22 protein-coding genes and 1 other RNA gene are annotated in these 26,185 nt (G+C 53.7%); 14 read left to right on the top strand and 9 right to left on the bottom strand.

What is annotated here, in order from left to right:
* Nucleotides 1–119 precede the first annotated feature (119 nt).
* Together ssrA and smpB are read right to left on the bottom strand one after the other, a co-directional pair.
* Nucleotides 120–479, bottom strand: a transfer-messenger RNA (tmRNA) gene (gene ssrA / locus H1D31_RS00295).
* Nucleotides 480–622: 143 nt separating this feature from the next.
* Nucleotides 623–1,105 (bottom strand): SsrA-binding protein SmpB, encoded by a 483-nt coding sequence (smpB, locus tag H1D31_RS00290; protein ID WP_008608841.1) that lies wholly within the window; start codon nucleotides 1,103–1,105, stop codon nucleotides 623–625.
* 106 nt (nucleotides 1,106–1,211) lie between these two features.
* Here smpB and H1D31_RS00285 point away from each other — a divergent pair, with 106 nt between their 5' ends.
* Nucleotides 1,212–1,646 (top strand): type II toxin-antitoxin system RatA family toxin, encoded by a 435-nt coding sequence (locus H1D31_RS00285; RefSeq protein ID WP_008608839.1) that lies wholly within the window; start codon nucleotides 1,212–1,214, stop codon nucleotides 1,644–1,646.
* Nucleotides 1,636–1,986, top strand: coding sequence for an RnfH family protein (locus H1D31_RS00280; protein ID WP_008608838.1), 351 nt, complete (start codon nucleotides 1,636–1,638; stop codon nucleotides 1,984–1,986). The genes H1D31_RS00285 and H1D31_RS00280 overlap by 11 nt, the downstream gene beginning before the upstream one ends.
* A gap of 164 nt (nucleotides 1,987–2,150) precedes the next feature.
* Here the strand turns inward: H1D31_RS00280 and H1D31_RS00275 are convergent, their stop codons facing one another.
* The 3 genes from H1D31_RS00275 to nadK form a co-directional block, all read right to left on the bottom strand.
* Entirely contained in the window at nucleotides 2,151–2,507 is a 357-nt protein-coding gene (locus H1D31_RS00275; RefSeq protein ID WP_008949940.1) for an outer membrane protein assembly factor BamE, read from the bottom strand.
* Nucleotides 2,508–2,657: 150 nt separating this feature from the next.
* Nucleotides 2,658–4,331 (bottom strand): DNA repair protein RecN, encoded by a 1,674-nt coding sequence (gene recN, locus H1D31_RS00270; RefSeq protein WP_261255097.1) that lies wholly within the window; start codon nucleotides 4,329–4,331, stop codon nucleotides 2,658–2,660.
* A gap of 80 nt (nucleotides 4,332–4,411) precedes the next feature.
* Nucleotides 4,412–5,293 (bottom strand): NAD(+) kinase, encoded by an 882-nt coding sequence (nadK, locus tag H1D31_RS00265; RefSeq protein WP_261255096.1) that lies wholly within the window; start codon nucleotides 5,291–5,293, stop codon nucleotides 4,412–4,414.
* Nucleotides 5,294–5,493: 200 nt separating this feature from the next.
* Between nadK and hrcA the strand changes: the two genes are divergently transcribed.
* Nucleotides 5,494–6,513 carry a heat-inducible transcriptional repressor HrcA gene (gene hrcA / locus H1D31_RS00260; protein WP_008608832.1) on the top strand — a complete coding sequence of 340 codons (1,020 nt, stop codon included), beginning with the start codon at nucleotides 5,494–5,496 and terminating at the stop codon, nucleotides 6,511–6,513.
* Nucleotides 6,514–6,553: 40 nt separating this feature from the next.
* Nucleotides 6,554–7,123 (top strand): nucleotide exchange factor GrpE, encoded by a 570-nt coding sequence (gene grpE, locus H1D31_RS00255; protein WP_261255095.1) that lies wholly within the window; start codon nucleotides 6,554–6,556, stop codon nucleotides 7,121–7,123.
* Nucleotides 7,124–7,171: 48 nt separating this feature from the next.
* Here grpE and H1D31_RS00250 read toward each other — a convergent pair whose 3' ends face one another.
* From H1D31_RS00250 to H1D31_RS00235, 4 genes are all read right to left on the bottom strand, one after another.
* Nucleotides 7,172–7,948 carry a rhamnogalacturonan acetylesterase gene (locus H1D31_RS00250; RefSeq protein WP_261255094.1) on the bottom strand — a complete coding sequence of 259 codons (777 nt, stop codon included), beginning with the start codon at nucleotides 7,946–7,948 and terminating at the stop codon, nucleotides 7,172–7,174.
* The gene (locus H1D31_RS00245) at nucleotides 7,945–8,979 is read right to left on the bottom strand and encodes a pectinesterase family protein (protein ID WP_261255093.1); all 1,035 of its coding nucleotides are present in this window, start codon (nucleotides 8,977–8,979) and stop codon (nucleotides 7,945–7,947) included. Before H1D31_RS00245 ends, H1D31_RS00250 begins: the two co-directional genes overlap by 4 nt.
* Nucleotides 8,980–9,105: 126 nt before the next feature.
* On the bottom strand, nucleotides 9,106–11,601 hold the full coding sequence (locus H1D31_RS00240) for a glycoside hydrolase family 88 protein (protein WP_261255092.1): 2,496 nt from the start codon (nucleotides 11,599–11,601) through the stop codon (nucleotides 9,106–9,108).
* A gap of 139 nt (nucleotides 11,602–11,740) precedes the next feature.
* Nucleotides 11,741–14,545, bottom strand: coding sequence for a TonB-dependent receptor (locus H1D31_RS00235; RefSeq protein ID WP_261255091.1), 2,805 nt, complete (start codon nucleotides 14,543–14,545; stop codon nucleotides 11,741–11,743).
* Between the two features lie 437 nt (nucleotides 14,546–14,982).
* Between H1D31_RS00235 and H1D31_RS00230 the strand changes: the two genes are divergently transcribed.
* From H1D31_RS00230 to uxaC, 10 genes are all read left to right on the top strand, one after another.
* Nucleotides 14,983–15,741, top strand: a complete 759-nt coding sequence (locus H1D31_RS00230) for an SDR family oxidoreductase (RefSeq protein ID WP_261255090.1) — start codon at nucleotides 14,983–14,985, stop codon at nucleotides 15,739–15,741.
* A gap of 56 nt (nucleotides 15,742–15,797) precedes the next feature.
* Complete coding sequence (gene kduI / locus H1D31_RS00225) at nucleotides 15,798–16,640, top strand: 5-dehydro-4-deoxy-D-glucuronate isomerase (protein ID WP_261256417.1); 843 nt, start codon at nucleotides 15,798–15,800, stop codon at nucleotides 16,638–16,640.
* An 81-nt stretch (nucleotides 16,641–16,721) separates the two neighbouring features.
* Complete coding sequence (locus tag H1D31_RS00220; protein WP_261255089.1) at nucleotides 16,722–17,741, top strand: TRAP transporter substrate-binding protein; 1,020 nt, start codon at nucleotides 16,722–16,724, stop codon at nucleotides 17,739–17,741.
* Complete coding sequence (locus H1D31_RS00215) at nucleotides 17,734–18,234, top strand: TRAP transporter small permease (protein ID WP_008608820.1); 501 nt, start codon at nucleotides 17,734–17,736, stop codon at nucleotides 18,232–18,234. The genes H1D31_RS00220 and H1D31_RS00215 overlap by 8 nt, the downstream gene beginning before the upstream one ends.
* Nucleotides 18,234–19,529, top strand: a complete 1,296-nt coding sequence (locus H1D31_RS00210; RefSeq protein ID WP_008985740.1) for a TRAP transporter large permease — start codon at nucleotides 18,234–18,236, stop codon at nucleotides 19,527–19,529. The genes H1D31_RS00215 and H1D31_RS00210 overlap by 1 nt, the downstream gene beginning before the upstream one ends.
* Before the next feature lie 19 nt (nucleotides 19,530–19,548).
* The gene (locus tag H1D31_RS00205) at nucleotides 19,549–20,325 is read left to right on the top strand and encodes an IclR family transcriptional regulator (RefSeq protein WP_261255088.1); all 777 of its coding nucleotides are present in this window, start codon (nucleotides 19,549–19,551) and stop codon (nucleotides 20,323–20,325) included.
* A gap of 13 nt (nucleotides 20,326–20,338) precedes the next feature.
* A complete protein-coding gene (locus tag H1D31_RS00200) occupies nucleotides 20,339–21,427 on the top strand; it encodes a LacI family DNA-binding transcriptional regulator (RefSeq protein WP_261255087.1) in 1,089 nt (362 codons plus the stop codon).
* A 176-nt stretch (nucleotides 21,428–21,603) separates the two neighbouring features.
* Nucleotides 21,604–23,049, top strand: coding sequence for a glycoside hydrolase family 28 protein (locus H1D31_RS00195; RefSeq protein WP_261255086.1), 1,446 nt, complete (start codon nucleotides 21,604–21,606; stop codon nucleotides 23,047–23,049).
* Nucleotides 23,050–23,105: 56 nt separating this feature from the next.
* Complete coding sequence (locus H1D31_RS00190; RefSeq protein ID WP_261255084.1) at nucleotides 23,106–24,674, top strand: UxaA family hydrolase; 1,569 nt, start codon at nucleotides 23,106–23,108, stop codon at nucleotides 24,672–24,674.
* 48 nt (nucleotides 24,675–24,722) lie between these two features.
* Nucleotides 24,723–26,147 carry a glucuronate isomerase gene (gene uxaC / locus H1D31_RS00185; protein ID WP_261255082.1) on the top strand — a complete coding sequence of 475 codons (1,425 nt, stop codon included), beginning with the start codon at nucleotides 24,723–24,725 and terminating at the stop codon, nucleotides 26,145–26,147.
* Nucleotides 26,148–26,185 lie beyond the last annotated feature (38 nt).

The raw sequence follows: 26,185 nt of genomic DNA, 5'->3' as shown, positions 1-26,185 counted from the left end.
ACAACTAGATAGGTGAAGTATATACCTATGGCGGCAGATACTCAAAATATCGACCAATAAGTCTGGCAGTGGGAATGGCAGGCAATAAAAAAGCGGCGCTAATGCGCCGCTTCTCTAGTTGGTGGAGCTGGCGGGAGTTGAACCCGCGTCCGAAAAACCTACATCGTCGGTACTACATGCTTAGCCAGTTATTTAGTTAACCCTATGAGCGCCAGCTGGCAGGCTATCGTCGGGCGAGCCTGATTGGTTTTAACGTTTTGTCTCCAGGCGAAGACGCGACGCGATCCTGTTAGGGGTGATCTTCCAGAGTCTCAGCTTACAGGCATGCGTGAGGGGAAGAGCTATCTACTGCTTATTAGGCAGCGATTGCGTAAGTTTCGTCGTTTGCGACTATTTAATTGAGGCTTTTTTACGAGGCCTACCTCACCTCGGCATGCACCTAAGAGTTCGTGAATCCCGTCGAATCCAGAATCAGCCCCGAATTCTGTGGAAGTAACACTCACTTTCAGTGTTTGGCTATTGTACGCAGCCTGATTGCTTTACACAAGCGGGCTTTATGCTTTAGCCGTTTTCCTGTCGCCCTAATTAGATGGGGCCAGGCGGAAAAAGTTTCAAGGGTGTTTTAGTGTTTACTGTGTTTCATCATGCGCTCTTTCTCGCGTGACCAGTCGCGGTCTTTAATATCGTCACGCTTGTCATAGCTTTTCTTGCCCTTGGCTAAATGAAACTCCAGCTTTACCCAGCAGGCTTTCCAGTACATGGCGGTGGCGACCAGGGTATAACCTTCGCGCTCTTTTAGGCCAACAAGTTTACTTAGCTCGCGCTTGTGCAGCAGCAGTTTGCGGCTGCGCTCGGGGTCGCATACCACATGGGTAGAGGCACTGTTTAGCGGCTGAATTTGTGCGCCGAGTAAAAATGCTTCACCATTATGCAAAATGACATAAGAGTCGGACAGGTTGACCTTACCCTCGCGAATACTTTTTAATTCCCAGCCTTGCAGGGCCAGGCCGGCTTCGTAGCGGTCTTCTAAAAAGTACTCGTGCCGCGCTTTGCGGTTTTGCGCTATGGTACCGTTTTTGTTTTTGCTTGCTTGTTTTTTGCTCATATTTCGTTACTTGTCGCAGCTCAGTGTTGGATGTCAGCGATGGCTCATGCCTTGTTGCAGCGCGTTATTCTGTTACAATCGGCGGCGAGTTTAAAGGGGAGTGAGTATGCCACAAATTGAGCGCAGTGCCTTGGTTTTTTACAGCGCGCAACAAATGTACGACCTGGTTAATGCGGTGCCGGATTATCCGCAATTTTTACCCGGCTGTACCAAAGCCACGGTGATCCGCCACACTGAACAGGAAATGGTGGCGAAACTTGAGGTTTCCAAGGCAGGCATTGGGCAAAGCTTTACTACCCGTAATATTTTACACCCGGTACAACGCATAGAAATGCAGCTGGTTGATGGGCCTTTTAAGCGCTTGCAGGGCGGCTGGCAATTTGTGCCGTTAAATGAGCAAGCCTGCAAGGTGATTTTGCAGCTGGAATTTGAATTTTCAAATAAGTTGGTGCAGTTTGCCTTTGGCAAGATATTTCAGGAGTTAACAGCTGCCATGGTCAACGCCTTTACCCAGAGAGCGAAGCAAGTTTATGGTGAATAACAGCGCAGGTGCCGCCATTTCCGATACCATTAGCGTTGAGGTGGCGTATGCCTTGCCGGAGCGGCAGGCTTTGTTAACTATCTCGGTGCCGGCTGATACCTGTGTTGAGCAGATTATCCGTCAATCCGGTATTTTGCAGCAATTTCCGCAGATTAACCTGAGCGAACAAAAAGTGGGTGTCTGGAGCCGGCCGGTGAAGTTAAGTGATAAAGTGAAAGACGGCGACCGGATTGAAATCTACCGGCCTTTGATTGCTGATCCGAAAGATTTGCGTCGGCGCCGTGCCGAAAAAGCCAAGGACGAGGGGCGGGCGAATAAAGTTACCGGTGGTCATTTATAAGGTCAAAGCTGTTTGGTATGTCACCATTCAGCAGGTTGGCCGCGACACTTGCAACAAGAATCACAATAAAAATCACAACACACAATAAAAATCACAACAATAGTGACCACAATAAAAAAGCCGCGATAAAGCGGCTTTGTTGTATATCTTGCTAATACGCTGTCTTAAATATCCAGCGGCTTGTCAAAGTCCGGGTGCTTATCAAAGTCACCACTGATATTTACCAGCCGGTCATCTTTAAACTCCACCACCAGGCGCTTTTCAAAATTATTGCCACGGCCTCCTCTCAGGGCATAAAAGTAATGCCAGGTATCGTGGTCAAAGGGGTTGGCTGCGACGGGATTACCCAGTACAAACACCACCTGCTCCTTGGTCATGGCAATACGGAGTTTATCAACGTCCTTTTGCTCTAAAAAGTTACCCTGCGGAATATCAATACGGTATACCCAGCTGCTACAGGCGCTCAGGCTAAGAGCCGCCGCCAGTAAGACGATTTTTACTACTGCTTTCATAGATACCATGTCATCAACCTAAGTGCCGTCATCATAACCCAGGATGCGTAAGCAAAAAACCTGTTTCTGAGTGCGGTGCGGTAAAGTCGGGTTTCGTTACCAGGCTAAGCTGCTTACACACCTTTGGTGCTGTGCAGCTTAGCGCAGCAAAACTGCAGCTCAGACTGCAGGGGTACACAAAAGTTCCCGCGCATTGGCCAGCGCATTGGCACTGATATTCTCACCGGCCAGCAGACGGGCAATTTCCTGGATCCGCTCATCATCACTGAGCTGGCGCATCCGGGTTTCGGTGGCGATACCATCGGTATATTTTTCCACAAATAACTGCTGATGGCCCTGGCTGGCTACTTGCGGCAGGTGGGTAACGCAAATAATCTGGGTGCTCTGGCCGAGCTGGCGCAATAAGCGTCCGACGCCGGCTGCTACCGGGCCGCTGATCCCGACATCCACTTCATCGAAAATCAAGGTAGGGGTGGTGACCTTATCCGCCAGTATTACCTGTACCGCCAGGCTGATCCGTGATAATTCACCGCCGGAGGCGACCTTACTTAACGCTTGCAGTGGCTGGCCCGGGTTGGTCGATACCTCAAAACTGATCAGATCCAGGCCGTTGGCGCTGGCCTGCTCTAACGGCAAGGTCGAAACATTGATAGCAAAGCGGGCATTGGCCATGCTCAGTTCATGCATATTTTTGCTGATCAGCTCGCTTAGCTCCGAGGCCGCCTGCTGGCGGGCCGCGGTTAACACTGCCGCTGCCTGCTGATATTGGCGACTGGCTTGCTGGATAGCCAGTTCCAGTTCGGTCAGCCGCTGCTCTGAGCCGGTTAACTCTGCCAGTTCTGCCGCTAATTGTTGGTGCCGCTCTGCCAGTTGTTCATTAGCGATCTGATGCTTGCGGGCCAGATTAAGCCACTGTGCCAGTCGCTCGTCGACTTCAGCCAGCCGCTCCGGATCCAGTTCCACCTTATCGGCATAGCGGCGCAGTTCACGGCTGGCTTCTTCGGTTTGTAACAGCGCATCGCTTAGCATTTGCTGTATACCGGCCAGTGCCGGGTCCAGTGCTTGTAATTGCTCCAGTTGGTAGCTGACCTGAGACAGCGCGCGGTAAATGCTTTGTTCATCATCATCGTACAGCTGCTGCAGGCATTGCTGGCTTTGCGACAGCAGAGTGTTACCGTGCGTCAGCCTGCTATGTTCGGCTTCCAGCCCGCTGAATTCATCAGCCTGTGGCGCAAACTGATCCAGTTCTGCTACCTGATACTCCAGTAACTGGCGCTGGGCATCACGCTGTTGCTGAGAATGCTGTAATGCCTGATGCTCCTGCTGCAACTGTTGCCAGTAGCGATAGCTTTGCCGGCATTGCTGCTGCAGCTCGCTGTTGGCGACATAGGCGTCCAGTAACTGACGCTGATAATCGGCCTTTAACAGCAGCTGATGCGCGTGCTGGCCATGGATCGATAACAGGTACTGTCCCAGTTGCTTTAGCTGCTGCGCCGGCACCTGCACGCCATTAATATAACCGCGGGAACGGCCTTCATTACTGACGACACGCCGGACAATACATTCGTTACCCATCAACAGGTCTTGTTGTTGCAGAAAGTCGCGCGCAGCGGGCAGGGCTGAGATATCAAAGGTGGCGACAATATCGGCTTTGTCGGCGCCGGGACGCACTACTGCGGCATCGGCCCGTTCGCCCAGGCACAGTGCCAGGGCGTCAATGGCAATGGATTTACCGGCTCCGGTTTCACCGGTGATGGTTGACATCCCGCCCGCCCAGTCAATTTCCAGCGCGCGAACTATGGCAAAATTACTGATATGAAGATGGCAGAGCATAAGGCACCTGATACTGTTTATAGTTACAGTGTAAATTTATACAGTAAAAGTGACTTTAGCAAGTCGGGCGCCGATTTTTTTTAGTACAACTTGCTGCCCCAGCCCAGTTTATTGCGCAGCACATGGTAATAGCTATAACCGGGCGGATGCACCAGCCGCAGCGGGTTAGGGTGTTTGCGGATGGTAATATCATCGCCTGGCATTACCGCCAGAATCACATGGCTGTCGCAACTGATTTGTAAATGGGCATCATTGGTATCCGCTACTTTCAGGCGGATTTCGCTGTTCCCCGATACTACCAGCGGCCGGCTACTCAGCGTATGCGGAAACATCGGCACCAGGCTCATGGCATCCAGATCCGGGGTCAGAATGGGGCCGCCACCGGATAAGGAGTATGCGGTTGAGCCGGTTGGCGTACTGATAATCAGGCCGTCGGAGCGTTGGCTGTAGACAAATTCATTATTAATATAGGCTTCGAATTCAATCATATGCGCCACCTTGTCGGCATGCAGCACCGCCTCGTTAACCGCACTGTTACTGCTTTTAATGCTGCCATGACGATGGACGGCGATTTCCAGCAGGTTACGCTTTTCGGTAACAAAATTTCCGGCCAGCACCTCAGTTAACGGTTCGGCAAAGCTCTCTGGCGCCAAATCAGTTAAAAAACCGAGATTACCGCGGTTTACGCCCAGTACCGCCACATCAAATCGTGCCAGCACCCGCGCTGCGCCCAGCATATTGCCATCTCCGCCGACCACGATCGCCAGATCACAGGTTTTTCCTAATGTCACCAGATCCAGCACTTCGGTCGCAGCGATGGGCAAACTTTGCGCGACGCGCTCTTCAACATAGACGCTCAGGCCCTGTTGCTGCAAAAACTGATACAGGCTGAGCAGGGTTTGGTTGGCGCCGCTGTGGTGCGGTTTACCGATTAATCCCACTTTGCTAAAGGCTAGACTCATAAGGCTTCCATATTTAAAGACCAGAGTTAGGAGATCTGTGTTAAATGGCCAGGCAAGCACCGGCCAGCGTGTTGCCTCTGCCCGGGCAGCGGCCAGACTGTTGGCTCAGTATAACGGCTGCTGGCTTTAGTGTCCTGAGCTGCTTGAAATTTTTTAGAAAGGCCCCATCATAGTTAGCAATATAAGGCAGGTGCAGGCGCATGACCGAAACATTAAGCAGAACCGAGCTGATTTTAAAACTGATCGTTGAGCAGTATCTGCTGGATGGTTTACCGGTATCCTCCAAACTGATCGCCGAAAATCAGGCTTTGTCTGTCAGCTCTGCTACGGTGCGCAATACCATGGTGCAGTTGGAACAGCAGGGGCTGATCCGCTCACCCCATACTTCAGCCGGCCGCATTCCTACCACTTCTGGTATCCGGTTATTTATCGATAAGATGCTGCAGCTGCAACCGCTAAGCGATAGTTGGGCGGCCGAGATCAAAAAGCGTTTGGTACCGCAGTTGCCGGTATCGTTATTATGCCAGCAGGCCGGGCAATTACTGGCTAACCTGACCGGTTGTGTCGCCATTATCAGTGCGCCCAAGGCCAGTGGCCGTGAAGTGCGGCAAATCGATTTGGTGCGTCTGGCCAGTGACCGTTTGTTACTGGTGGTGATCGATGAAGATGGCGACATTCTGCACCGGGTGCTGCAATGTGAGCAAAGTATTGATTCGGCTACCTTAAGTAAGGTGCTGTGCCTGTTAAACGCGGCCCTGGCCGGTGGCCAGTGGCAGGATGGTATAGCCCGGCTGGGTAATTTGCTGCGCAGCGAAAGCGGCCTGAGCCAGGCGCTGCTGCAAAAGGTGCTGGGGCAACTGAGTCTGGATGAGTTTATGCAGCATCAGCCGCTGATCTTTGGTCAGCATCAGTTGTTGTTAACCCCGGATTATCAGCAAAACCCGGCCTTGCAGCAGGTAGTGCAGATGTTGGAACATCCGGCTGGCCTGATGCAGTTACTGGAGTTGGTGACCCAGGATAGCAAACCCAAACTGATCCTCGGTAAAGAGTCGGGCTTTGTTGAGTTGGCGCAGCTAAGTGTGATCGCCCAAAGCTATCAGCAACAGCCACACCGCTTTATTGCACTGCTTGGGCCGCGCCGGATGAATTATGCGCGCCTGGTGCCACTGGTGGAATCCTGCGCCGCCCAGTTAAATTTAAACTTGAATCGGCCAAATTGATCCCCATAATACCCCTACGCAAAATTGGAGTATTGTAACAATGACTGAGCAACACAAGCCTGCAGAGACCCCTGAAGAGCTGAACCAGACTACCGATAGCCATGCCGACACAGTGGAGCTGTCGTCTGAGCAAACCATTATCAGCAAGCTGGAAGAAGAACTGGCGAAAACCCAGAGTCAGCTGGCTGAGCAACATGATTTAATGCTGCGCATTAAAGCCGATGCCGATAACGCCCGCCGCCGCGCCGCGCAGGATGTAGAAAAGGCACATAAGTTCGCGCTGGAGAAGTTCGCTTCGGACTTATTGCCGGTACTGGATAACCTGGAGCGGGCGCTGAACTTTATCAACCGCGAAGACGAGGCCTTTAAAGGCGTGATCGAAGGTATCGAACTGACGATGAAGAGCTTCCTGGATACAGTTGAGAAATATGGCGTGATCCAGCTGGATCCAGCCGGTCAGCCATTTAATCCGGAGCAGCACCAGGCGATGAGCATGCAGCCGACGGCGGATTTACCACCGAATACGGTGACCTTTGTGATGCAAAAAGGCTATGAGTTAAATGGCCGCTTATTACGCCCGGCCATGGTTGGGGTGTCTAAGGCGCCATAATAACAATTTGCTGCCAGTTTCTAAGCGCCCGGCCTGTGCCGGGCGTTTTTATAACAGCTCACGGTAAATATAGGCCGCCAGTGGATGTTGCTGCCGCTTTAACTCCCGCACAAAAAATTGCGCAATCTTAGCGGCACCCTGCAGCGTCAGATGGGTGTTATCGGTGCTGCCGTCGGGAAACTTGCGATAAAGATCAGCCGGAATTTGAATAAAGTACGGCTGACTGCCCGCCAGGCCGGCGTTTTCAATAAAGTCACAGCTCTGCTGCTGTAAATCAAAGAAGCTTACTGTCAGCTCGGTGGCGACCTGAGCAGTGGCTTCTGCATAGGCGGTCAGATCCCGGATTAAGACCCCATCACTGTTAAAGTTGCGCCGGCAAATCGAACTTGCCAATAGCGGAATGGCGTTCTGGGCACGAATATCGGCCACAAACTGGCGTAAAAACGCCGGATAGTCGCCATCTGACGCCGCATAGCGCGTCGGATCCGTAATTTTCTGGTCATTATGGCCAAACTGGATCAGCACATAGTCGCCGGCACTCAGTTCGCTTAACAGCAGTTGCCAGCGCCCCTCATTGACAAAGCGTCGGGTACTGCGGCCATTGGCGGCATGATTAATAATCGTTAGCTGCGGCAGCATAAAGGCCGGTAGCAGCTCACCCCAACCACGTTCCGGATAGGCCGGGTTAGCCTTAACCGACATCGTCGAGTCACCGACCAGATGCAGCCTGATGGGTACTGGGTGAGATTCCGGGCTAGGTTCCGGCGTCTTAGCAGCTAGCGGCAAAGTGCAGAGCAGCAGCAGGTAGCAAATAGCCCACTTCATGGTTGCTGCGCCAGTAGTTGATACAGCTGTGCCAGCTCAGCCTCGGGATCCCAGCGACCGTCAAAGGTCCACTGTGCGGTGATCTGCGCCGCACTGAGGTTAGCCGGATGTGTAGCCAGATTATCTGCCAGCCACGGATAGCGCGGGGCGCTGCTTTCTGCGCTCTGGCTAAAAACGGCCTGGCTAAAGTAGTAGCGATCGCCCCATAAATTGGCCCGGTCACGCTCAGGTTGTTGCGGATAGGTGTGACGGAAGATTGGCCGGTCTGCCATATTCGGGCTGTAGCTGTTATTGATCAGATAAAACTGCGCATCGTAGTGGCGGCGGCCCAGCAAAAAGCCGGGTACACCATCGAAGTGCGAATTGACCACCACCAGTTTTTGCGCTGGGTCCAGTTCACCGTCATGCCACAGGGTGGCATAGGCTTTCTGGTTGTAAAAAGTGACATTGTCAAAAAAAGCCCAGCCGCGCGGGCACACCATATCGGTATGACCTTCAATATAACAGTTACGGTGGTAGTACATGCCGTCGGTCTTATTCCACAGACTTAGGGTGTCGGCACCGCCGGCAATAATGGCACAGTCATCAGTAATAATCCGGCTGGCATTTTCAAAGCCACGGATCGCGAACTGATGTTCATGATCGCCGGTTAGTTCACCGTAGCTGTTTTTAACCGTCAGGCCGAGCAGGGCAATGTCGCTGGCGCGGATATTTACCACGGCGCTGCCCCAGTCATCCGGATGGGACGCCAGCCAATTTGTGCGCAGTTCAGCGTATTGAATAATGGTCTGAGTGCGGCCCTGGCCAACCAGAGCCACCTTATCCCGAGTCAGGTACAGCTTTTCCTGGTAGATACCCGGCTTAATCTGAATAATCGCCTGTTGCTCTGTGGCTGGCAGGCTATCCAGTGCCGCCTGAATAGTTTGAAACTGCGCGCTGCCATCCTGTGCGACGCTTAAGTAAAGCACCTCGCTGGCCTGGCTGCTGTGGGGTAGTAGCAGAACAACAAAAATAAAGATCAGGTTACGCATCCGGTCCTCCGGAACAAGTGCTGTTAAAAAAAGAGCCGGCAGTTGCCGGCTCAAACCACAGGAGAGGGAGAAGACCTCTCGTACTCCAGAGTCCGCTTTGGGCGAAACTCTGCTGCCTGGCAGCTGTTACTGGCTAACCGGGTAACCGAGTAATTTGGCGATTTCTACCGCCGCCATAATAAAGGGGCCGTTGGCCTTGGCATCGTTACGGAATACCGGCTCGCTCATATAATAGTGGTAGCTGCCATCGCGGCCAAAGCCCAGACCCGCCACCTGCACCGTATTAACTAAACTGACTAAACCATCCGGATGCATCAACATAAATTCGCGCACTAACCCCTGATAGGCTTTTAGCGCTGTCGCTTTATAGCTCGGTGGCAGATAGCCGTTGTTTATCGCTTTAGCATAGAAATAGGTAAACATGGCGCTACCGGATGACTCCAGGTAGTTGCCTGTCGCCTCGGGCCGATCCAGAATTTGATACCAGACGCCGCTGTCATGCTGAAAGCGTGGTAAGGCTTCCGCCAGCTCAGTAATCATCTGCAGCAGTGGTGCCCGCAGCTCGGTGTGTTCGGCCGGGATATAATCCAGCACATCAACCAGCGCCATACTGAGCCAGCCCAGGCCGCGGCCCCAGAAATGCGGCGACAAGCCGGTTTCAGGGTTAGCCCAGACCTGCTGTTTCGCTTCATCCCAGGCATGGTAGTACAGGCCGGTATTGGCATCGCGCAGTAATTCACGGGTCAGCTTAAACTCCTTGACGACTTCCGGCAGGCCCTGGCCTTGCTCAAACTGACTGGTGTAAAAGGCGTAGAACGGCATGCCCATATAGACGCCATCCAGCCACAGCTGATGCGGATAAATTTGCTTATGCCAGAAGGCGCCATCCTGAGTGCGCGGATGCTCGGCGATCTGACGACGCAGCAACGCCAGCGCCTTGCGTGCCGGCTCGTTCGGCTGGCGCAGATAATCGCGCAGCAGCATATTGCCGGTATTCAGGCTGTCGATATTGTACTTTTTAATACTGTAAGTGCGGATATCTCCTTCAGGTGTCACAAAGGAGTTTACAACGTCGCTTATCACCTGCTGCCATTCGGCGTTAGGTTTAAGCTGTAGTAAGTCATCATAGGCTTGCAGCAACAGACCGGTGGTGTATTCAAAGGTCGCCGGACGCTGACGCTCATAATCCCAGCCGCCGTGAGCGTAGTAGGGAGTTTGCCGTACCATCTCACTTTGGGCCAGTAGCTCCCCCCAATACAATGCGTGCTCAGCAGTGAGCGGCTGCTGCAGTTTCGCGGCAGTGGCGGCGGTATGCAGGCGCTGCCGCGGTGTCAGGGTTAATTGCTCGGCTTGTTGTTCAAGGTAGGCAATAAATTCCGCTTCGGTTTTGATGCCGTCTGCTTCACCATCCCAGGCGGCTAAAAAGTAATATTCCAGCTGGCTGCCAGCCGGTTTCATCACGCTGACATGACTATGTTCATCCTCGGTTTGTGCCGTGCGCTGGCCGCGTTTAAACAGCAGTGCCATCCCAAGTTTGCTATCAGGGGCCGATAAACTCTGATTCCCCCAGGTCGCGACATAGGTCCAGGCGTGACCGGTGATCTCCACTTCGCCCTGAATCAATTTGGTATCCGGCAGTTTCACCAGACCAATAGCGAGGTTATCCAGTGGCTCAGACAGTTGTAACCGGGTATTGACCAGCCGGCTGCCGGCAGTCATCGATAAGTCGGCTGTTAGCGTCACGGTTTTACCGGCAATTTGCCAATCCTGATAGGTTATCTGTAATGCGGAGTAGAGCGGGCCATTTTCAATCACTTTAGCGGTATGTTGGCCAACCCTGGACACACGCTCAACTTTCTGACCATCCCAGTAACCATAACCACCGGCGCCCAGTGATTGCCCGACTTTTAGCAGATCCATACCCCAGTCGGCCATTTCATGGTACGACTGATAGCCATCCTGGCCGACATCCTGCAACACCAGCTGTGGTTTGGTTTTACCAAAGACATCAAAGCCATTACGCCAGTCCAGATAAATCCGATAGCCAACCTGATCTGATTCGATACCTGGGCCTTCATAACGGATCCACTCCGAGTGATCGGTATACTGTGGCGGCGGTGTCAGTTGCTGCACGTTCTGAAAGGTGCCGCCAATATATTTGGCACCTTGCCACTCGCCACCGACTTTATGCGAAATTTCGGCCTGAGTTCTCGCTGGCAGCTGCAGGGCCGCCAGGGCGGCAGCATCATGTTCAATGTGTAGTTGCAGTTGTTCGGCTGGCTGAAAATCCAAGGCTAAAAACAGCGTATCGCGCCTGCCGTCACCGCTGCGATCCAGATGCTGCAGCGGTACCAGCTGGCCGGCGCGGCGGGCAACCAGATCCTGCGCCTGCTCAGCGGTTAACCCCAGATCATAGTAACTCAGGTACACCGGCTGTTGGCTGCGGACAAAGTCAGACGGATTGGCAATCAGTAACTCGGCTACCGCCGGCATGGTAGTCACGGTTGACGGTTCAGTAGTGCTTTGGTTTGCGGCAGGCGGACTGGCGGGTTGACCGCAGGCTGCCAGTAATAAGCTGCTAAGCGTAACAACAGGAAGAGTTTGCAGAAGACGGTTGTTCACGATAGTTACCCTGTTAAATAGAATTGGCACTTGCCTGTGAGTGATTCGGGCCTTCCGTGGCACGCGAAACATGCTGCGCCTGACTCAGGGGCAGACAGCACTTAAGCGGCAGTGCGCCGCTTAAGTGTCAGATGGGTGCTTAAAACTTATATTGCGCACCCAGGTAGTACTGCCGGCCAGTGGCATGGTAGTAAGTTAAACGATTGCCGCTGGAATCAACCCACTGATCATCCACTTCGTTGGTCAGGTTCAGTGCTTCAAACGTCAGCTTCCAGTTATCGTTTAACTGATACGACATCGCAGCATCAATGTTACGGGTGGCATTGGTGCCTTCCATATCATTGTTATCGCGGCCGATAGCGTTGGTCAGGTAACGCGCACGGTCTGCCAGTGACACCCGGGCGGAGAATTTTTCGTCCTCGTAGTACAGGGTGGCACTACGGGTATTCTCGGATAACCCCTGCAGGTCGCGGGTGGCCAGCACGACGCCGGTATTGTTAATGTAGTCCATCTGGGCTTTAACATAGGTATAGTTACCGATAAAGCCGAAACGGTTCCAGAACTCCGGCAGGAAGCTAAACGGCATCTGGTACTGCACTTCAAAGCCATACAGATTACCGCCAGGGCCATTTAATGGCGTATTGGTTTGCCACTCAACGTTCTCAGTACAACCTGTGGCTTCGCCATAGCCGGGGCCGGCATTACAGGCGTCGATGGCGGCCTGGATCGGTAAACCGGTTTCGGTAAACAGCTTGGTTTCGCGCAGACCTTGTACATAGCTGTCGATATCCTTGCGGAATACCGCCACGCCCAGTAACGACTCGTTATCAAAGTACAGTTCCAGGCCTAGGTCATAGGTCTTGGCTTTGGTCGGCTCCAGTGTTGGGTTACCGCCGCTAATAGAGCGCGAACCACCCGATACTGACACTGAGACGTTAGGTCGGATGCTGCCGAGGCCGGCCCGGGCCATCACTTCGGCATAACCAAAGCGGATAATCACATCATCCATGGGTTCAAACACCAGGTTCAGCGATGGCAGGAACTCGTTATAGTCATGCTTGGCGGTAATCAGCTGCTCAGTTCCACCCAGGGTCGCCCAGGCAGTGGAAGACTGATCGGTTTTTACAAAGCGGCCACCAATATCACCACGGAAGCCGGTATCACCCAGTTCGGTATCAAAAGCCAGCTGCACATAGGCACCCAGCGTTTTCTCTTCAGCAGAGTAGTTATCGACGCGGCGGAAATCACGGCTTACGGTAAAGGCACCGGTATTGCTGTAGATATTGTAGCGGGCATCGATAGCCGCTAAATCCGGCACCAGCCAGCTGCCGTAAGGACCCACACCTGCGCCATACTGGCGGATCAGATCCGGGCTCATCACCACACCAGCGGCGTTTTCACTTTGCCGGCGTGCTTCGTAGGTTTCGAATTCAAACTTTTTATAGTGCAAGCCACTGCGTAAGGTCAGGATATCGTTCAGTACATACTCAACGTTAAAAGCAGCACTATCAAAGGTGTTTTCTGCGCCCAGTGGCCGTAAACGCACGCTGTTGGTGGTCCAGCCGTTCGGATCGAACACGCCGGCACCGAACAGCAGTTCAGGATTCTGCCGCTTGCCGCCACGGTAATCGTAACTGAAGGTCTGACCGGCTTTCTCCATTACCACTGTGGTTTGGATCGGGTTATCGAACTCAGAGGTAGCGCGACCGATCATACCGTCAATTTTCAGGTTATCGGTTAACTGATGTTGGCCACTGAGCGTGATTTGCAGGAACTCGGTCGACAGTTCGTCATAACGCAGTTCGTTGCGGATCAGCGCGTTTTCAAAAGAGGCGTAGGTGACCGTATTGGTGCTGTCAATTTCGTAATCCAGTACGTTCATACCGCCGGTAATGCCGCTGGCCGGGTTGGTCAGGGCGGCCCGGTTAGCACCGGCATTCAGAATGCCCTGCATAAAGGCTTCCTGACGGGTTGAATCGTCTTTGGAGTACAGCACATCCAGATTAAAGCGGGTTTCCATGCTTGGACGGTATTCCAGTGCGGTAGCAACACCGGTACGTTTCACATTGTGGATGTAAGAATCGTAACGTGGCAGACGCGGCCTGAAAGCATTGTTGATGGTCTGCAGCTCAGGTGCGTTGGCATTGCCGCGGTAAGTGCCAAAGTCATTGACGTTGTTCCAGCGCACCGTAGAGGCGCCTTCATCGAGAATATTACGCTCGGAGAAGGCCGCTGAAATCAGATAGCCAAAGGTGCCATCGTCGTTAATATTGCTAAACAGGAAGGAGCCTTTCGGATCGATTTCTTCTGACTTATCGTTATAGCCGGCCTGAATATTGGCCGCGAAGGTCATGCCATCATAATCGAAGGGGCGGGCAGTGCGCATATCGACGGTCGCACCCAATGAGCCTTCTTCAATATTGGCCGACGCCGTTTTGCGTACCGTCAGTTCGTTAAATAAGTCTGAGGAGAAGGTATTAAAGTCGAAACCACGGCCGCGGTTAGCGCCGCCGATCTGGTCGGTACCACCACTGGTGGATTGTGCTTCCATACCGTTGATCCGAACCCGGGTAAAATCCGGGCCCAGACCACGTACTGAGATCTGGCGGCCTTCACCGGCTACCCGGCTAATGGCTACCCCCGGAATACGCTGCAGCGATTCGGCCAGGTTCAGATCAGGGAAATCAGCGATATCTTCAGCCTTGATGGTGTCAGTGGCGCCGGTTTCAAAGCGCTTCTGGTTTAGGGCACTGGCCAGACTGCCACGGAAGCTACCGACAACGGAAATTACTTCAATTTGTTCTTCCGCTTTTTGCTGTTCGGTCTGTTCAGCCTGTTCAGTTTGCTGTGCCAGCGCCTGAGCGCTGAATAAGGTTGCCAGACCGGCCAGGGTTAATGCCCGGCAGACTTTACTGGGGCGAAAGGGTGTTCTGCTGTTTGCCATCTTGTTCACCTTGTCCTGAGTGTTTATCTGTTGCCAGCTTAACTGGCTATTCTCGTCTTTGTCAGGAACCTATACCCGTTGTCTGTAACCTTGCAGCGCAAAAAGCTGTGTGGGTTATCGTGCCGGGTATATTGCTCCCCTGTTGATAATTCGGCGACTGTTAAAGCATAGTTGTCTTGTCTACCGGTGGCAAAAAAAGCTTGCAATTTTATGCCACCGATGGCAAAAAGCTAACACCAAGCAGTAAATCCTGTCAATTAATGATGCAAATTAAATCAGTTTTCGACAGGCGCTTTCTGCGGATCCATGGTTTAACTTAATGAATTTATTGCGTTTTATTGGTTATTGAAAATTCAGGTTGTTCCATATTTGAACATTATTCCTGACGATAGCACCGCGGATGCCGCAGCGACAAACCGACAAAATAGGAGTGACAGATGACAAGCTTATTTACCCTAAGCGGCCAAACTGCGCTGGTCACCGGTGCCAGCCGTGGTTTAGGCCAGGCGATAGCTAAGGCGCTGGCTGCAGCGGGGGCCAAAGTGCTGTGCGCCTGTTCCAACAGTGGTGGCGCAGCAGCAACGGTTGATGCCATTCTGGCCAGTGGTGGCCAGGCGCAGGAGTTGGTGGCGGATCTGAGTAACGAACAGGCCGTGCGGGAACTTGCTGCCGCCGCGCTGGCAGCAGGGCCGGTGCAGATCCTGGTGAACTGTGGCGGCACCATTTTCCGGGCGCCGGCACATGAGTTTCCGATGAGCGAGTGGCATAAGGTGATCGCAGTCAATCTGGATGCGGCCTTTTTATTGTCGCAACTGCTCGGTGCCGAGATGATCAAACGCCAGAGCGGTAAGATTATTAATATCGCCTCGATGCTTTCCTACAGTGGTGGCATCACGGTACCGGCCTATACTGCCAGTAAACATGCGATTGCCGGAGTCACCAAAGCGCTGGCCAATGAGTGGGCGCAGCATAATATTCAGGTTAATGCGATCGCCCCGGGCTATTTCCGCACCGATAACACCGCTGCTTTACAGGCTGATGCACAGCGCAATGCCGCTATTTTGGGGCGGATCCCGGCCGGGCGCTGGGGTGAGCCGGAAGATTTAGCCGGTGCCGCCGTATTTTTGGCGAGCGGGGCCAGCGATTATGTGAATGGTCATGTGCTGGCCGTCGATGGCGGCTGGCTGGCGCGCTAAAGCGCTAAATCACAAGACAGCCAGAGCGCAGCAACCCATTAAACAGAGGACTAATGATGAGCGTAATTTTTGAAAGCCGTTATCCAACCCACCCGGATGATGTAAAGCGTTACGATACCGAGCAGCTACGGCAGCATTTTCTGGTCGATAACCTGATGCAGCCTGACCAGCTGGTACTTTGCTATACCCATTACGAGCGGGTTATTGTCGGCAGTGCGGTGCCGGTGGCCGGTCCGGTGCTGCTTGAGACGGTAGAAGCGTTAAAAGCCGACTATTTTTTACAGCGCCGCGAGCTTGGCATTATTAACGTCGGTGGCAGTGGCGTGGTTGAAGTTGATGGCCAGCGTTATCCGCTGCAAAACAAAGAAGCGCTCTATGTCGGTATGGGCGCACGGCAGGTTAGTTTTTATAGCGACAACGCCGCTACCCCGGCCAGGTTTTATCTGAATTCGGCGCCGGCACATCACAGCTATCCGACCAAGCATCTGACCATGGATAAGTGTACTGTGCTGCAAATGGGAGCCCAGGCGACATCGAATGAACGGGCGATCCATCAATTAATGATTAATGATGTGGTAGAGACCTGTCAGCTACAAATGGGCCTGACGGTATTAAAGCCCGGCAGTGTCTGGAATACCATGCCAGCGCACCAGCATGACCGCCGGATGGAAGCCTATTTTTACTTTGATTTAGCGCCGGAGCAGGGCGTTTGCCACTTTATGGGCCAGCCACAGCAAACCCGGCATATTTGGGTCGCCAATGAGCAGGCGGTGGTGTCGCCGGCCTGGTCGATTCACAGCGGCTGCGGTACCAGCAACTATGCCTTTATCTGGGGTATGGCCGGTGAAAATCTGGATTATCACGATATGGATAAGTTTCCGGCCAGCGCCATGCGCTAACGGCAGCAGCCAACGTCAGGCCGGCACAGACCGGCCGACCGGCTACCACAGTAGCCAGCATAGGATTAACAGGGTAACAGTATGAAGAAACGAACACAGCAAAGCCGGATGCGCTGGGTGCTGGCGGCAGCGGCCAGTTTGCTGCTAAGCGCCTGTCAGCCAGAGCAGGAGGTTAAGGTGCTGAGGCTGGCGCACACGCTGGATCAGGAGCATGTGGTGCATAAAGCCATGGTACTGATGGGCGAGCGGCTGGCAGAATACTCCGGCGGCAGTATGCGGATTGAGATCTACAGTGGTGGTCAGCTCGGTAACGAGCGGGAGCTGGTTGAGTTGCTGCAGATCGGCAGTCTGGCGATGACCAAGGTGTCGGCCAGCCCGCTGGAAGGCTTTGTACCGGCGATGCAGGTGTTCAGTGTGCCCTATATTTTTGACGATAACGCGCATTTCTGGCGGGTATTGGAAAGCGAGATCGGTCAGGGCTTGCTGCAGGAGATCCAGGTTGCCCGTCTGTATGGCCTGGGTTATTACGATGCCGGCAGCCGCAGTTTTTATTCCAGTAATACCCGTATCGATAGCCCGGCCGATTTACGCGGCAAAAAATTCCGGGTGCTTAACAGTCAAACCGCAGTGCGGATGGTGGAAGCACTGGGCGGCGCTGCTACCCCGATTGACTGGGGTGAGCTTTACACTGCTATCCAACAGGGGGTGGTGGACGGTGCCGAGAATAATCCGCCCAGTTTCTATTTATCCCGCCACTATGAGCTGAGTAAATACTTCTCGCTGGATGAACACACCGCGGTACCGGATGTGCTGATTATGAGCCTGCATGTCTGGCAGGATCTGACGCCAGAGCAGCAGCAATGGGTGCAGCAGGCCGCTAATGATTCAATTGTCTATCAACGTGCTGCCTGGCAGCAAGCCTCGGAAGACGCACTTAATGCCGTTAAAGCCGCAGGGGTGACGGTTATTTACCCGGATAAAGCACCCTTCCGTCAGGCGGTTGCGCCCTTCTATCAGCAAATGCTGCAAACCCGTATCGGCCCCTTGCTGCAGCAAATTGCGGCCATGCGTGAGGTTAGCCCGGAGGTAAAGGATGACTAAATTATTGTTCTGGGTTGATACGGTGCTGAAGTGGTTTCTGGCGCTGCTGATGCTCAGCATCGTGCTGGTGGTAAGCTGGCAGGTGGTATCACGTTATTTGCTGCAAAGCCCAAGCTCGGTCACCGAAGAGTTGTCGCGTTGCCTGTTGATTTGGATAGGCATGATTGGCGCAGCACTGGCCTATCGCACCGGTGTACATCTGGGGCTGGATATTGTGACCCGGCGCTTTGACGCTGAGTTGCAGCGGCGGCTGAATATGCTGCTAACCAGTGCCGTAGTGCTATTTGCGCTGGCGGTGATGGTGGTGGGTGGCGGTAATCTGATGGCGCTGACCTTTGAGTTAAATCAGATGTCAGCAGCACTGGGAATTAAGATGGCCTATATCTACAGCGTGATCCCGCTATCAGGCTTACTTATTGCGTTTTATGGCTGTTGCCAGCTGTATCATCTGGCGCTGCGACAGCCAATGCCACAAGTCGAGGGGCTGCACTAATGGAAATCTCAATACTGGTACTGTTGCTGGTCTTTTTCTCACTGCTACTGCTCAATGTCCCTATTTCGTTCTGTATCGGGTTGGCAACGCTGGCCACCATGTTGATCAGTATCGACTTTATGCCGGCGGTCACGACGATGGCGCAGCGGATGGCCGGTGGGATTAACAGCTTTGCGTTACTGGCGATTCCGTTTTTTATTTTGTCCGGTTTGATTATGGGGCGTGGCGGCATTGCCAAGCGGCTGATTGAATGTGCCATGGCACTGATTGGTATGCTGCCGGGCGGCCTGGCACTGGTCAATGTGGTGTCCTGTATGTTCTTTGGCGCCATCTCCGGCTCGGCGGTAGCCGCCACCTCGGCCATCGGCAGCTTTATGCTGCCAGAGATGAAAAAACAGGGTTATGACGTTAACTTCAGTGCCGCTGTAACCGCCTCTGCGGCAACCACCGGCATGTTAATTCCACCGAGCAATATTCTGATTGTCTATGCCATTGCCAGTGGTGGGGTATCGATTGCCGCGCTCTTTGTTGCCGGCTATTTACCCGGCATTTTGCTCGGCGTGTCGCTGATGCTGGTGTGTGCCGGCTATGCGAAGTTAAAAGGTTATCCGGTTGGTGCCCGTTTGCCGCTGAAATTAGTGGCGCAGAAAGTGGCGGCCGCCTTACCCAGCCTGTTTATGATTTTCCTGGTGATTGGCGGCATTATCGGTGGCATTTTTACCGCCACTGAGGCCGGCGCCATCGCCGTGATCTATTCGTTGATTCTCGCTGTTGGCCTGTACCGTGAAGTGAAAGTCAGTGAGCTGTCGGGTATTTTAATGAAAGCGGCCGAAACCACGGCCATAGTGCTGGCGTTAATTGCGACCTCGTCGGCGATGTCGTGGATCTTGTCTTATGAGCAAATTCCGCAAACCATCAGCGCGGCGATGCTGACCATCAGCGAGAACCCTTTGTTGATCCTGCTGATGATTAACCTGATTTTATTGATTGTCGGTGCCTTTATGGATATGACGCCGGCGGTGTTGATCTTTACCCCAATCTTTTTACCGGTGGCGGTTGAGCTGGGCATGAGCCCACTGCACTTTGGCATTATGATGGTGTTGAATCTGTCGATTGGTCTGGTATCGCCGCCGGTTGGCAGTGTGCTCTTTGTCAGCTGCGCCATTGCCAAAACGCGGATTGAAGCCATTATCCGGCCGATGTTGCCGCTGTATCTGGCGATGTTTGTGGTACTGATGCTGGTAACCTATATTCCGGCGATCAGCGAGTTTTTACCGGCCCTGTTTGGACTGTAAAACACCAAGGAGCAATGCGATGGGTAGTTATGTGATCCCTAATCTGGCTAATGCCTGCCGGGTATTGGCCCTGGTGGCTGAATCGGAGCAAGGCTTAAGCTTAACCGAGCTGGAGCAACGGCTGGCGGTGCCACGCACGACCACCTTTCGCATTTTGCAGACGCTATGTCAGCAGCAATTGCTGGAAAAACACGGTAAGCGCTATCTGGTAGGCGCGGCGCTGTTTAAGATGAGCTGCCAGCTGGTGAGTACTTCTAAACTGAGCCGGGAAGCCTTACCTTTCTTGCAGCGCCTGACACTGGCAACCGGCATGAGTGTGCAATTGGTGCTGCCGCATGCCGAGGGGGCACTGATCACTGAGGTCTGTGATTGCCCAAACCCACTGCGGCTGGCAGCAAGGCCGGGCACCCTGGCTTATTTTAATTGCTCGGCAGCAGGTAAGCTGTTTCTGGCATTTTTACATTTTGATGCGCTGCCTGAGCTGGCGGATCAGGGCCTGTTTCGCGCCCAAACACCACAAAGTATCGTGAGTTGCCCTGAACTTAGGGTAGAATTGCAACGCATATTAGGCCGGGGTTATGCAACGGATGATTTAGAGTATCATCCGGATGTGCGCTGCTTAGCAGCGCCGATCCGCGATGAGCGCGGTATAGTCGTCGCAGCGGTGTCGGTAACGGCGCCGGCCAGCATGTTCCCGCGACAAAATATCACTGAGGTTGCGGCGAAAGTGAAGAAAGCGGCTATCGATATTGGATTAACCGTATACCGGCCACAACTGGCTGCCAATCAGAAATAATCCGGAATGCGAGATGAGTAACCTTATGCAGAAACAGTCAACCATCAATGATGTCGCCCGGATTGCCGGTGTGTCGAAACGCACCGTCTCAAGAGTGATCAATGGCTCACTGAGCGTGGGGGAGAGTACCCGCTTAAAAGTTGAGAAGGTGATTAACGAGCTGAAATATGCCCCCAACGCCCAGGCGCGTGGCCTGGCATCCAGCCGCTCTTATTTGCTGGGGCTGATTTATGATAACCCGGACGCCCTGTATCTGGATGATGTACAGCGCGGCGTGCTGGAGGTGTGTTCGACGCTTGGCTATGAGCTGGTAGTGCATCCCTGCCGTTATCAGAGTGAAACCCTGGTCAATGATTGTCTGCGTTTTATGCGCCGCTCCAAGCTGGACGGGGTGATCGTATTGCCGCCGGTATCAGAGTCGGAAACCCTGGCCAGCGCGTTAAAAGAGTCTGGCAGCCCCTATGTCCGGCTTAGCTCAGTGGCACTGGATAGTCAGGAGCATATCGTGGTGTCGGACGACCGCGCGGCTGCGGCCGAAATGGCGCGCTATTTTGCGCAGCTGGGCCATGAGAAGATTGCCTTTATCAGTGGTCCACAGCGTTATAAATCCTCGACTGAGCGGATGGAAGGATTTCAGCTTGGCTTGTCAGCCTATGGGGTAAAGATCCCACCGCAGATGATCCTGGAGGGCAATAACAGCTTTGAAACCGGCATCGAATGTGCCCGGCAGTTATTGCAGCGCGACGAGCGCCCGACCGCGATCTTCGCCAATAATGACCAGATGGCAGCCGGCGTATTAAAGGTGGCGTATAGCCTTGGCATCAAGGTACCGGATGAGCTATCGGTCGCCGGTTTCGATGACAATATGCTGGCGTCGCGGGTGACTCCGGCCCTGACAACCATTCGCCGCCCGGTGCGACAAATGGCGCTGTTGGCGACGACGAAGATGATTATGTCGATCGAACAAAACCATAAAGCGGCATTAAATGTGGCAGCCAAGGTGGCGCCAACCCTGGTGGTACGTGAGTCAACCGGCCCTTGCCAAGGCTCTGCTGCCGCGGCTGAGACGGCTTTGGCACGTCATGCAACGGCGCCTGGTTAAACGGCTTTTTTAAGCTGCACTAAAAAAGTTGCCAACGGTGGCAATTTTTTTAGTGAAATGCTTGCCACCGGTGGCAAATTGGTTATTATAACAACCAGACCCCGGTAATTGTCGAGCGACCGCCTCGACGTACGCAGTAGGTATTGTTCCCTGTTGCCAACAACAAAGGATACAAGATGACAGATCTGAAGAAACGTAACAGCCTGAAACTTTTTACCGCCGCCTCGGCCAGTCTTGGTCTGTTAAGCGTCAGTGGTTGCCAGAGCGTTACTCCACTGCCTGTTAGTGCCAAAGACGCCGACGATTTGCGGCAGTGGCAGCAGGCCGATCAGATTATCGCTGCCATTAAGCCGGTTAAGTTTCCGGATCGCAGCTTCTCAATTACTGATTTTGGCGCTGCAGCCAAAACCGGCTTTGACAATACGGCCGCCATTGCTGCGACTATTGCCGCCTGTGCCGCTGCCGGCGGTGGCCGGGTACTGATCCCGGGCGGCCGTTTTGAAACCGGTGCTATTCATCTGAAATCGAACGTCAATTTACATCTGGCTGATGACACTGTGCTGTCGTTCTATACCGATCGCGAGCATTACCTGCCTTATGTGATGACCCGCTGGGAAGGCGTTGAGTTAATGGGCTATTCACCACTGATCTATGCTTATCAGCAGGAAAATATTGCGCTGACGGGCAATGGCATTCTTGAAGGTAATGGTGCGGTAGACGCCTGGTGGCCGTGGAAAGGCCAGTGGGAGCGCCGCAACTGGGATTACGATGCCAGTGTTGATCAGGTGAAAACCCGCTCACCGCTGTTTGAGATGGCCGAACGCGGCGTGCCGGTCAGTGAGCGGGTGTTTAACGAAAACTTTTTACGGCCACCTTTTATTCAACCCTATGGCTGTAAGCGGGTGTTGATTGAAGGGGTGACCATCCGTAATTCGCCGTTCTGGTTAATCAATCCGGTGTTATCGGAAGATGTGATAGTGCGTAATGTGAATTGCATCAGCTATGGTCCGAACTCGGATGGTTGTAACCCGGAGTCCTGCAACAGAGTCCTGATTGAAAACTGCCTGTTTGATACCGGCGATGACTGTATTGCGTTGAAGTCCGGCCGCAACAATGACGGCCGTCGCCTGGCAACACCGGTACAAAACGTGGTGATCCAGGATTGTATTATGCGTGCGGGTCATGGCGGTGTAGTGATGGGCAGTGAAATCTCCGGCGGTGCCCGTAATATCTTTGCCCGCCGCTGCCGGATGAGCAGCCCTAATCTGGCGCGTGGTATCCGGATCAAAACCAACTCGGTCCGTGGTGGCCTGATTGAAAACGTCTATATCCGGGATATCGAGATTGGTGAAGTGCGCGACGCTATCGTGATTAACTTCTTCTACGAAGAGGGCGATGCCGGCAACTTTATGCCACAGGTTAAGAATTTACATATCAGTAATCTGACAGTGCAAAAGGCGCAGCGGGCTTTTGAGCTGCGCGGCTTCGAACGGGCGCCAATCAGCGGCGTTACCCTGCATCATGTGCAGTTTAACAATACAGCGGCGCTGGGCGTGTTGGAAAACATTGCTGGTATTGATCAGTTAGACGTCAGCCTGAACGGCCGGGCGATTAGCATTTAATTTTTTGTTTTTATTGCCACCGCTAGACAAGGTTGGCGCAACACAGGTAACAACAGATGACAACAGAGCAGCAAGCCGGATGCAGTATCCGTTTACCGGAACAAAGCAGTGCAGCCCAGCTGGCGGTATTGCAGGTGCACCAGCGTGATAATGTGCTGGTGGCGTTGCAAGCGCTGCAGGTGGGCGAGCCGTTACCGGCGCCGTTTTCACATCTTAGCGCGCAAACCGCAGTACCGGCCGGGCATAAGCTGGCGCTGACGGCAATCGCGGCCGGTGAGCCGGTGCTGAAATACGGTTTTGCGATTGGCCGTGCCACCCAGCCGATTGCCGCTGGCGAGCATGTGCACTCGCATAATCTGGCGACCGCGCTAAGTGGCACCATTGAATACAGCTATACCGGCTGTCAGGCACCGGCGCTGAGTTTTCCGGCTGACTTGCCGCAAAGCTTTCAGGGTTACCGGCGCAGCAACGGCAAGGTGGGTACCCGCAATGAGCTGTGGATCATCAATACGGTAGGCTGTGTCAACCGCGCGGCAATGCGGGTCGCCGAGCAGGCGCGTCAGCACTATGCCGATTTGTTAGCCCTTAACAATATCGATGGTGTTCATGCTTTCACTCATCCCTTTGGTTGCTCGCAACTGGGCGATGATCTTGATCATACCCGCCAGTTACTGGCCGGCCTGATCCAACATCCAAACGCCGGTGCGGTGCTGATCCTGGGACTTGGCTGCGAGAACAATCAGTTAGCCAGGCTGTTGCAAGCCTGCCCCGATGTTGATAGCAGCCGTATCCGCGCCTTTAATGCCCAGCAGGTTGAAGATGAAGTGGAGCAGGGCCTGGCTGCAGTGGGGGAATTACTGCAGCTGATGGCCAACGACCAGCGCTCGGCCTGTCCGGTATCAGATCTGGTGCTGGGCATGAAATGCGGTGGTTCAGATGGTTTTAGCGGCCTGACAGCTAACGCCCTGGTCGGACGAACCGCCGATTTGCTGGCCGCAGCTGGCGGCAAGGTGGTGCTGACTGAAACGCCGGAAATGTTTGGCGCCGAGCAGGTGTTTATGGCTCGTGCCGCCAATCAGCAGGTGTTTGCCGATCTGGTCACTCTGGTTAATGACTTTAAACAGTACTTTATCGACAACCAGCAGCCGGTGTATGAGAACCCGAGCCCGGGCAATAAAGACGGCGGCCTGACCACGTTGGAAGAAAAGTCGCTTGGTGCCATTCAAAAAGGCGGCTCTGCCGTGGTGCAGCAAATTATCCGCTACGGCGAACAAGCGCATGCCGCCGGTCTGACCTTGCTGGAAGGGCCGGGCAATGATGCGGTGTCCTCAACGGCGTTAACAGCAGCCGGTGCCACCTTACTGCTGTTTACTACCGGTCGTGGCACACCGCTGGGCTTCCCGGCACCCACCGTCAAGATCGCATCGAATTCCAATCTGGCGGCGCGTAAGCCGCAATGGATTGACTATGACGCCGGCCAGTTGTTGCAGGTCGGGCAGGATGCGCAGCAGTTTACCGGGCAATTTTTCCGTTATTTGCTGGCGGTGGCCTCGGGCGAGCGCACCCGCAACGAAATTTCTGACAACCGTGAAATCGCTATCTGGAAGAACGGTGTCACGCTTTAACCTATGCTGCGGCCAGGCCGCAGTCAGTATGCTTACAGGATCTTAATTATGGCTCAGACCACGCCTTTAACCTTACATCCGGACCGCTTATTCCCATCCGATCCGCTGGTACGCGATATTGCCCGCCGGCTGTATCAGCAAATCAAGGATCTGCCTATTGTCAGCCCGCATGGTCATACTGATCCGCGTTGGTTTGCCGACGATGCCAACTTTGATAACGCCACAACCTTGCTGCTGCTGCCGGATCACTATGTGTTCCGCATGCTGTATAGCCAGGGGATCAAACTGGAAGAGTTGGGGATCCGGCGTAAGGACGGCGTGGCGGTAGAAAGTGATTACCGTAAAATCTTCCGTATTTTTGCCAAGCACTATTATCTGTTTCGTGGCACGCCATCGCGGATCTGGTTGGACAGCGTATTTCACGATGTGTTTGGCCTTAAGGTCGCGCTGAGCGAAGAGACCGCTGATCACTATTACGACAGTATCAATGCCCAGCTGCTAAAACCGGAATTTAAGCCGCGCGCCTTACTGGATCGCTTTAATATCGAGCTGATTGCCACCACCGAAGGGGCACTGAATGACCTGCGCCACCATGCCAAACTAAAAGGCACCGGCTATGAGCATAAAGTGATTACCACCTTCCGGCCAGACGATGTGGTCGATGCTGATCGTACGGATTTTGCCGCTAACGTCGCCAAACTGGGGCAATTGACCGGCGAAGATACGCAAAGCTGGCCGGGTTATCTGGCAGCACTGCGAAAAAGACGGGCATTTTTCCGTGAACATGGCGCGACGGCAACCGACCATGGTCATCCGTCGGCTATTACCGCTGATTTAGCGCCAAGCGAGGCCGCAGCCTTGTTCCAGCGTTGTCTGGCCGGTACTGCAACGCCTGCAGAAACCGAGTTATTCCGTGGCCAGATGCTAACCGAGATGGCCGGCATGAGCCTGGAAGATGGCATGACGATGCAAATTCATCCCGGCGCGCACCGCAACCATAATCAGGTGATCTTTGAGCGTTTTGGGCCTGATAAAGGCGCTGATATTCCAAGCCCGACTGAGTTTGTCAGCAACCTGAAGCCGCTGCTGCAAAAATATGGCAACGAAGCCAGCTTAAATATCATTCTGTTTACGCTGGATGAAACCACCTATGCCCGCGAGCTGGCGCCATTGGCTGGCCATTATCCAGCGTTAAAGCTGGGCCCGGCCTGGTGGTTCCATGATAGCCCGGAGGGCATGCTGCGCTTCCGGCATCAGGTTACCGAAACGGCTGGTTTCTATAACACTGTCGGTTTTAATGACGATACCCGGGCTTTCTTCTCGATCCCGGCCCGGCATGATGTGGCGCGGCGTATTGACTGCCGCTTCCTGGCTGGCTTAGTGGCCGAGCACCGCCTGACCGAAGCAGAAGCCGCCGAGTTGGCCTACCAGCTGACTTATGGCCTGGTGAAACAGGCTTATCAGCTGAAGTAATAGCACCGCCTAACTTTGGATGACGGTGGCAGGCACTT

Origin of the sequence: Alishewanella sp. BS5-314 (genome assembly GCF_025377695.1) — a bacterium.
Classification (GTDB): Bacteria; Pseudomonadota; Gammaproteobacteria; order Enterobacterales; family Alteromonadaceae; genus Alishewanella; species Alishewanella aestuarii.
The sequence above is the reverse complement of the archived record's forward strand: the minus strand, read 5'-3'. Positions and strand labels throughout refer to the sequence as shown.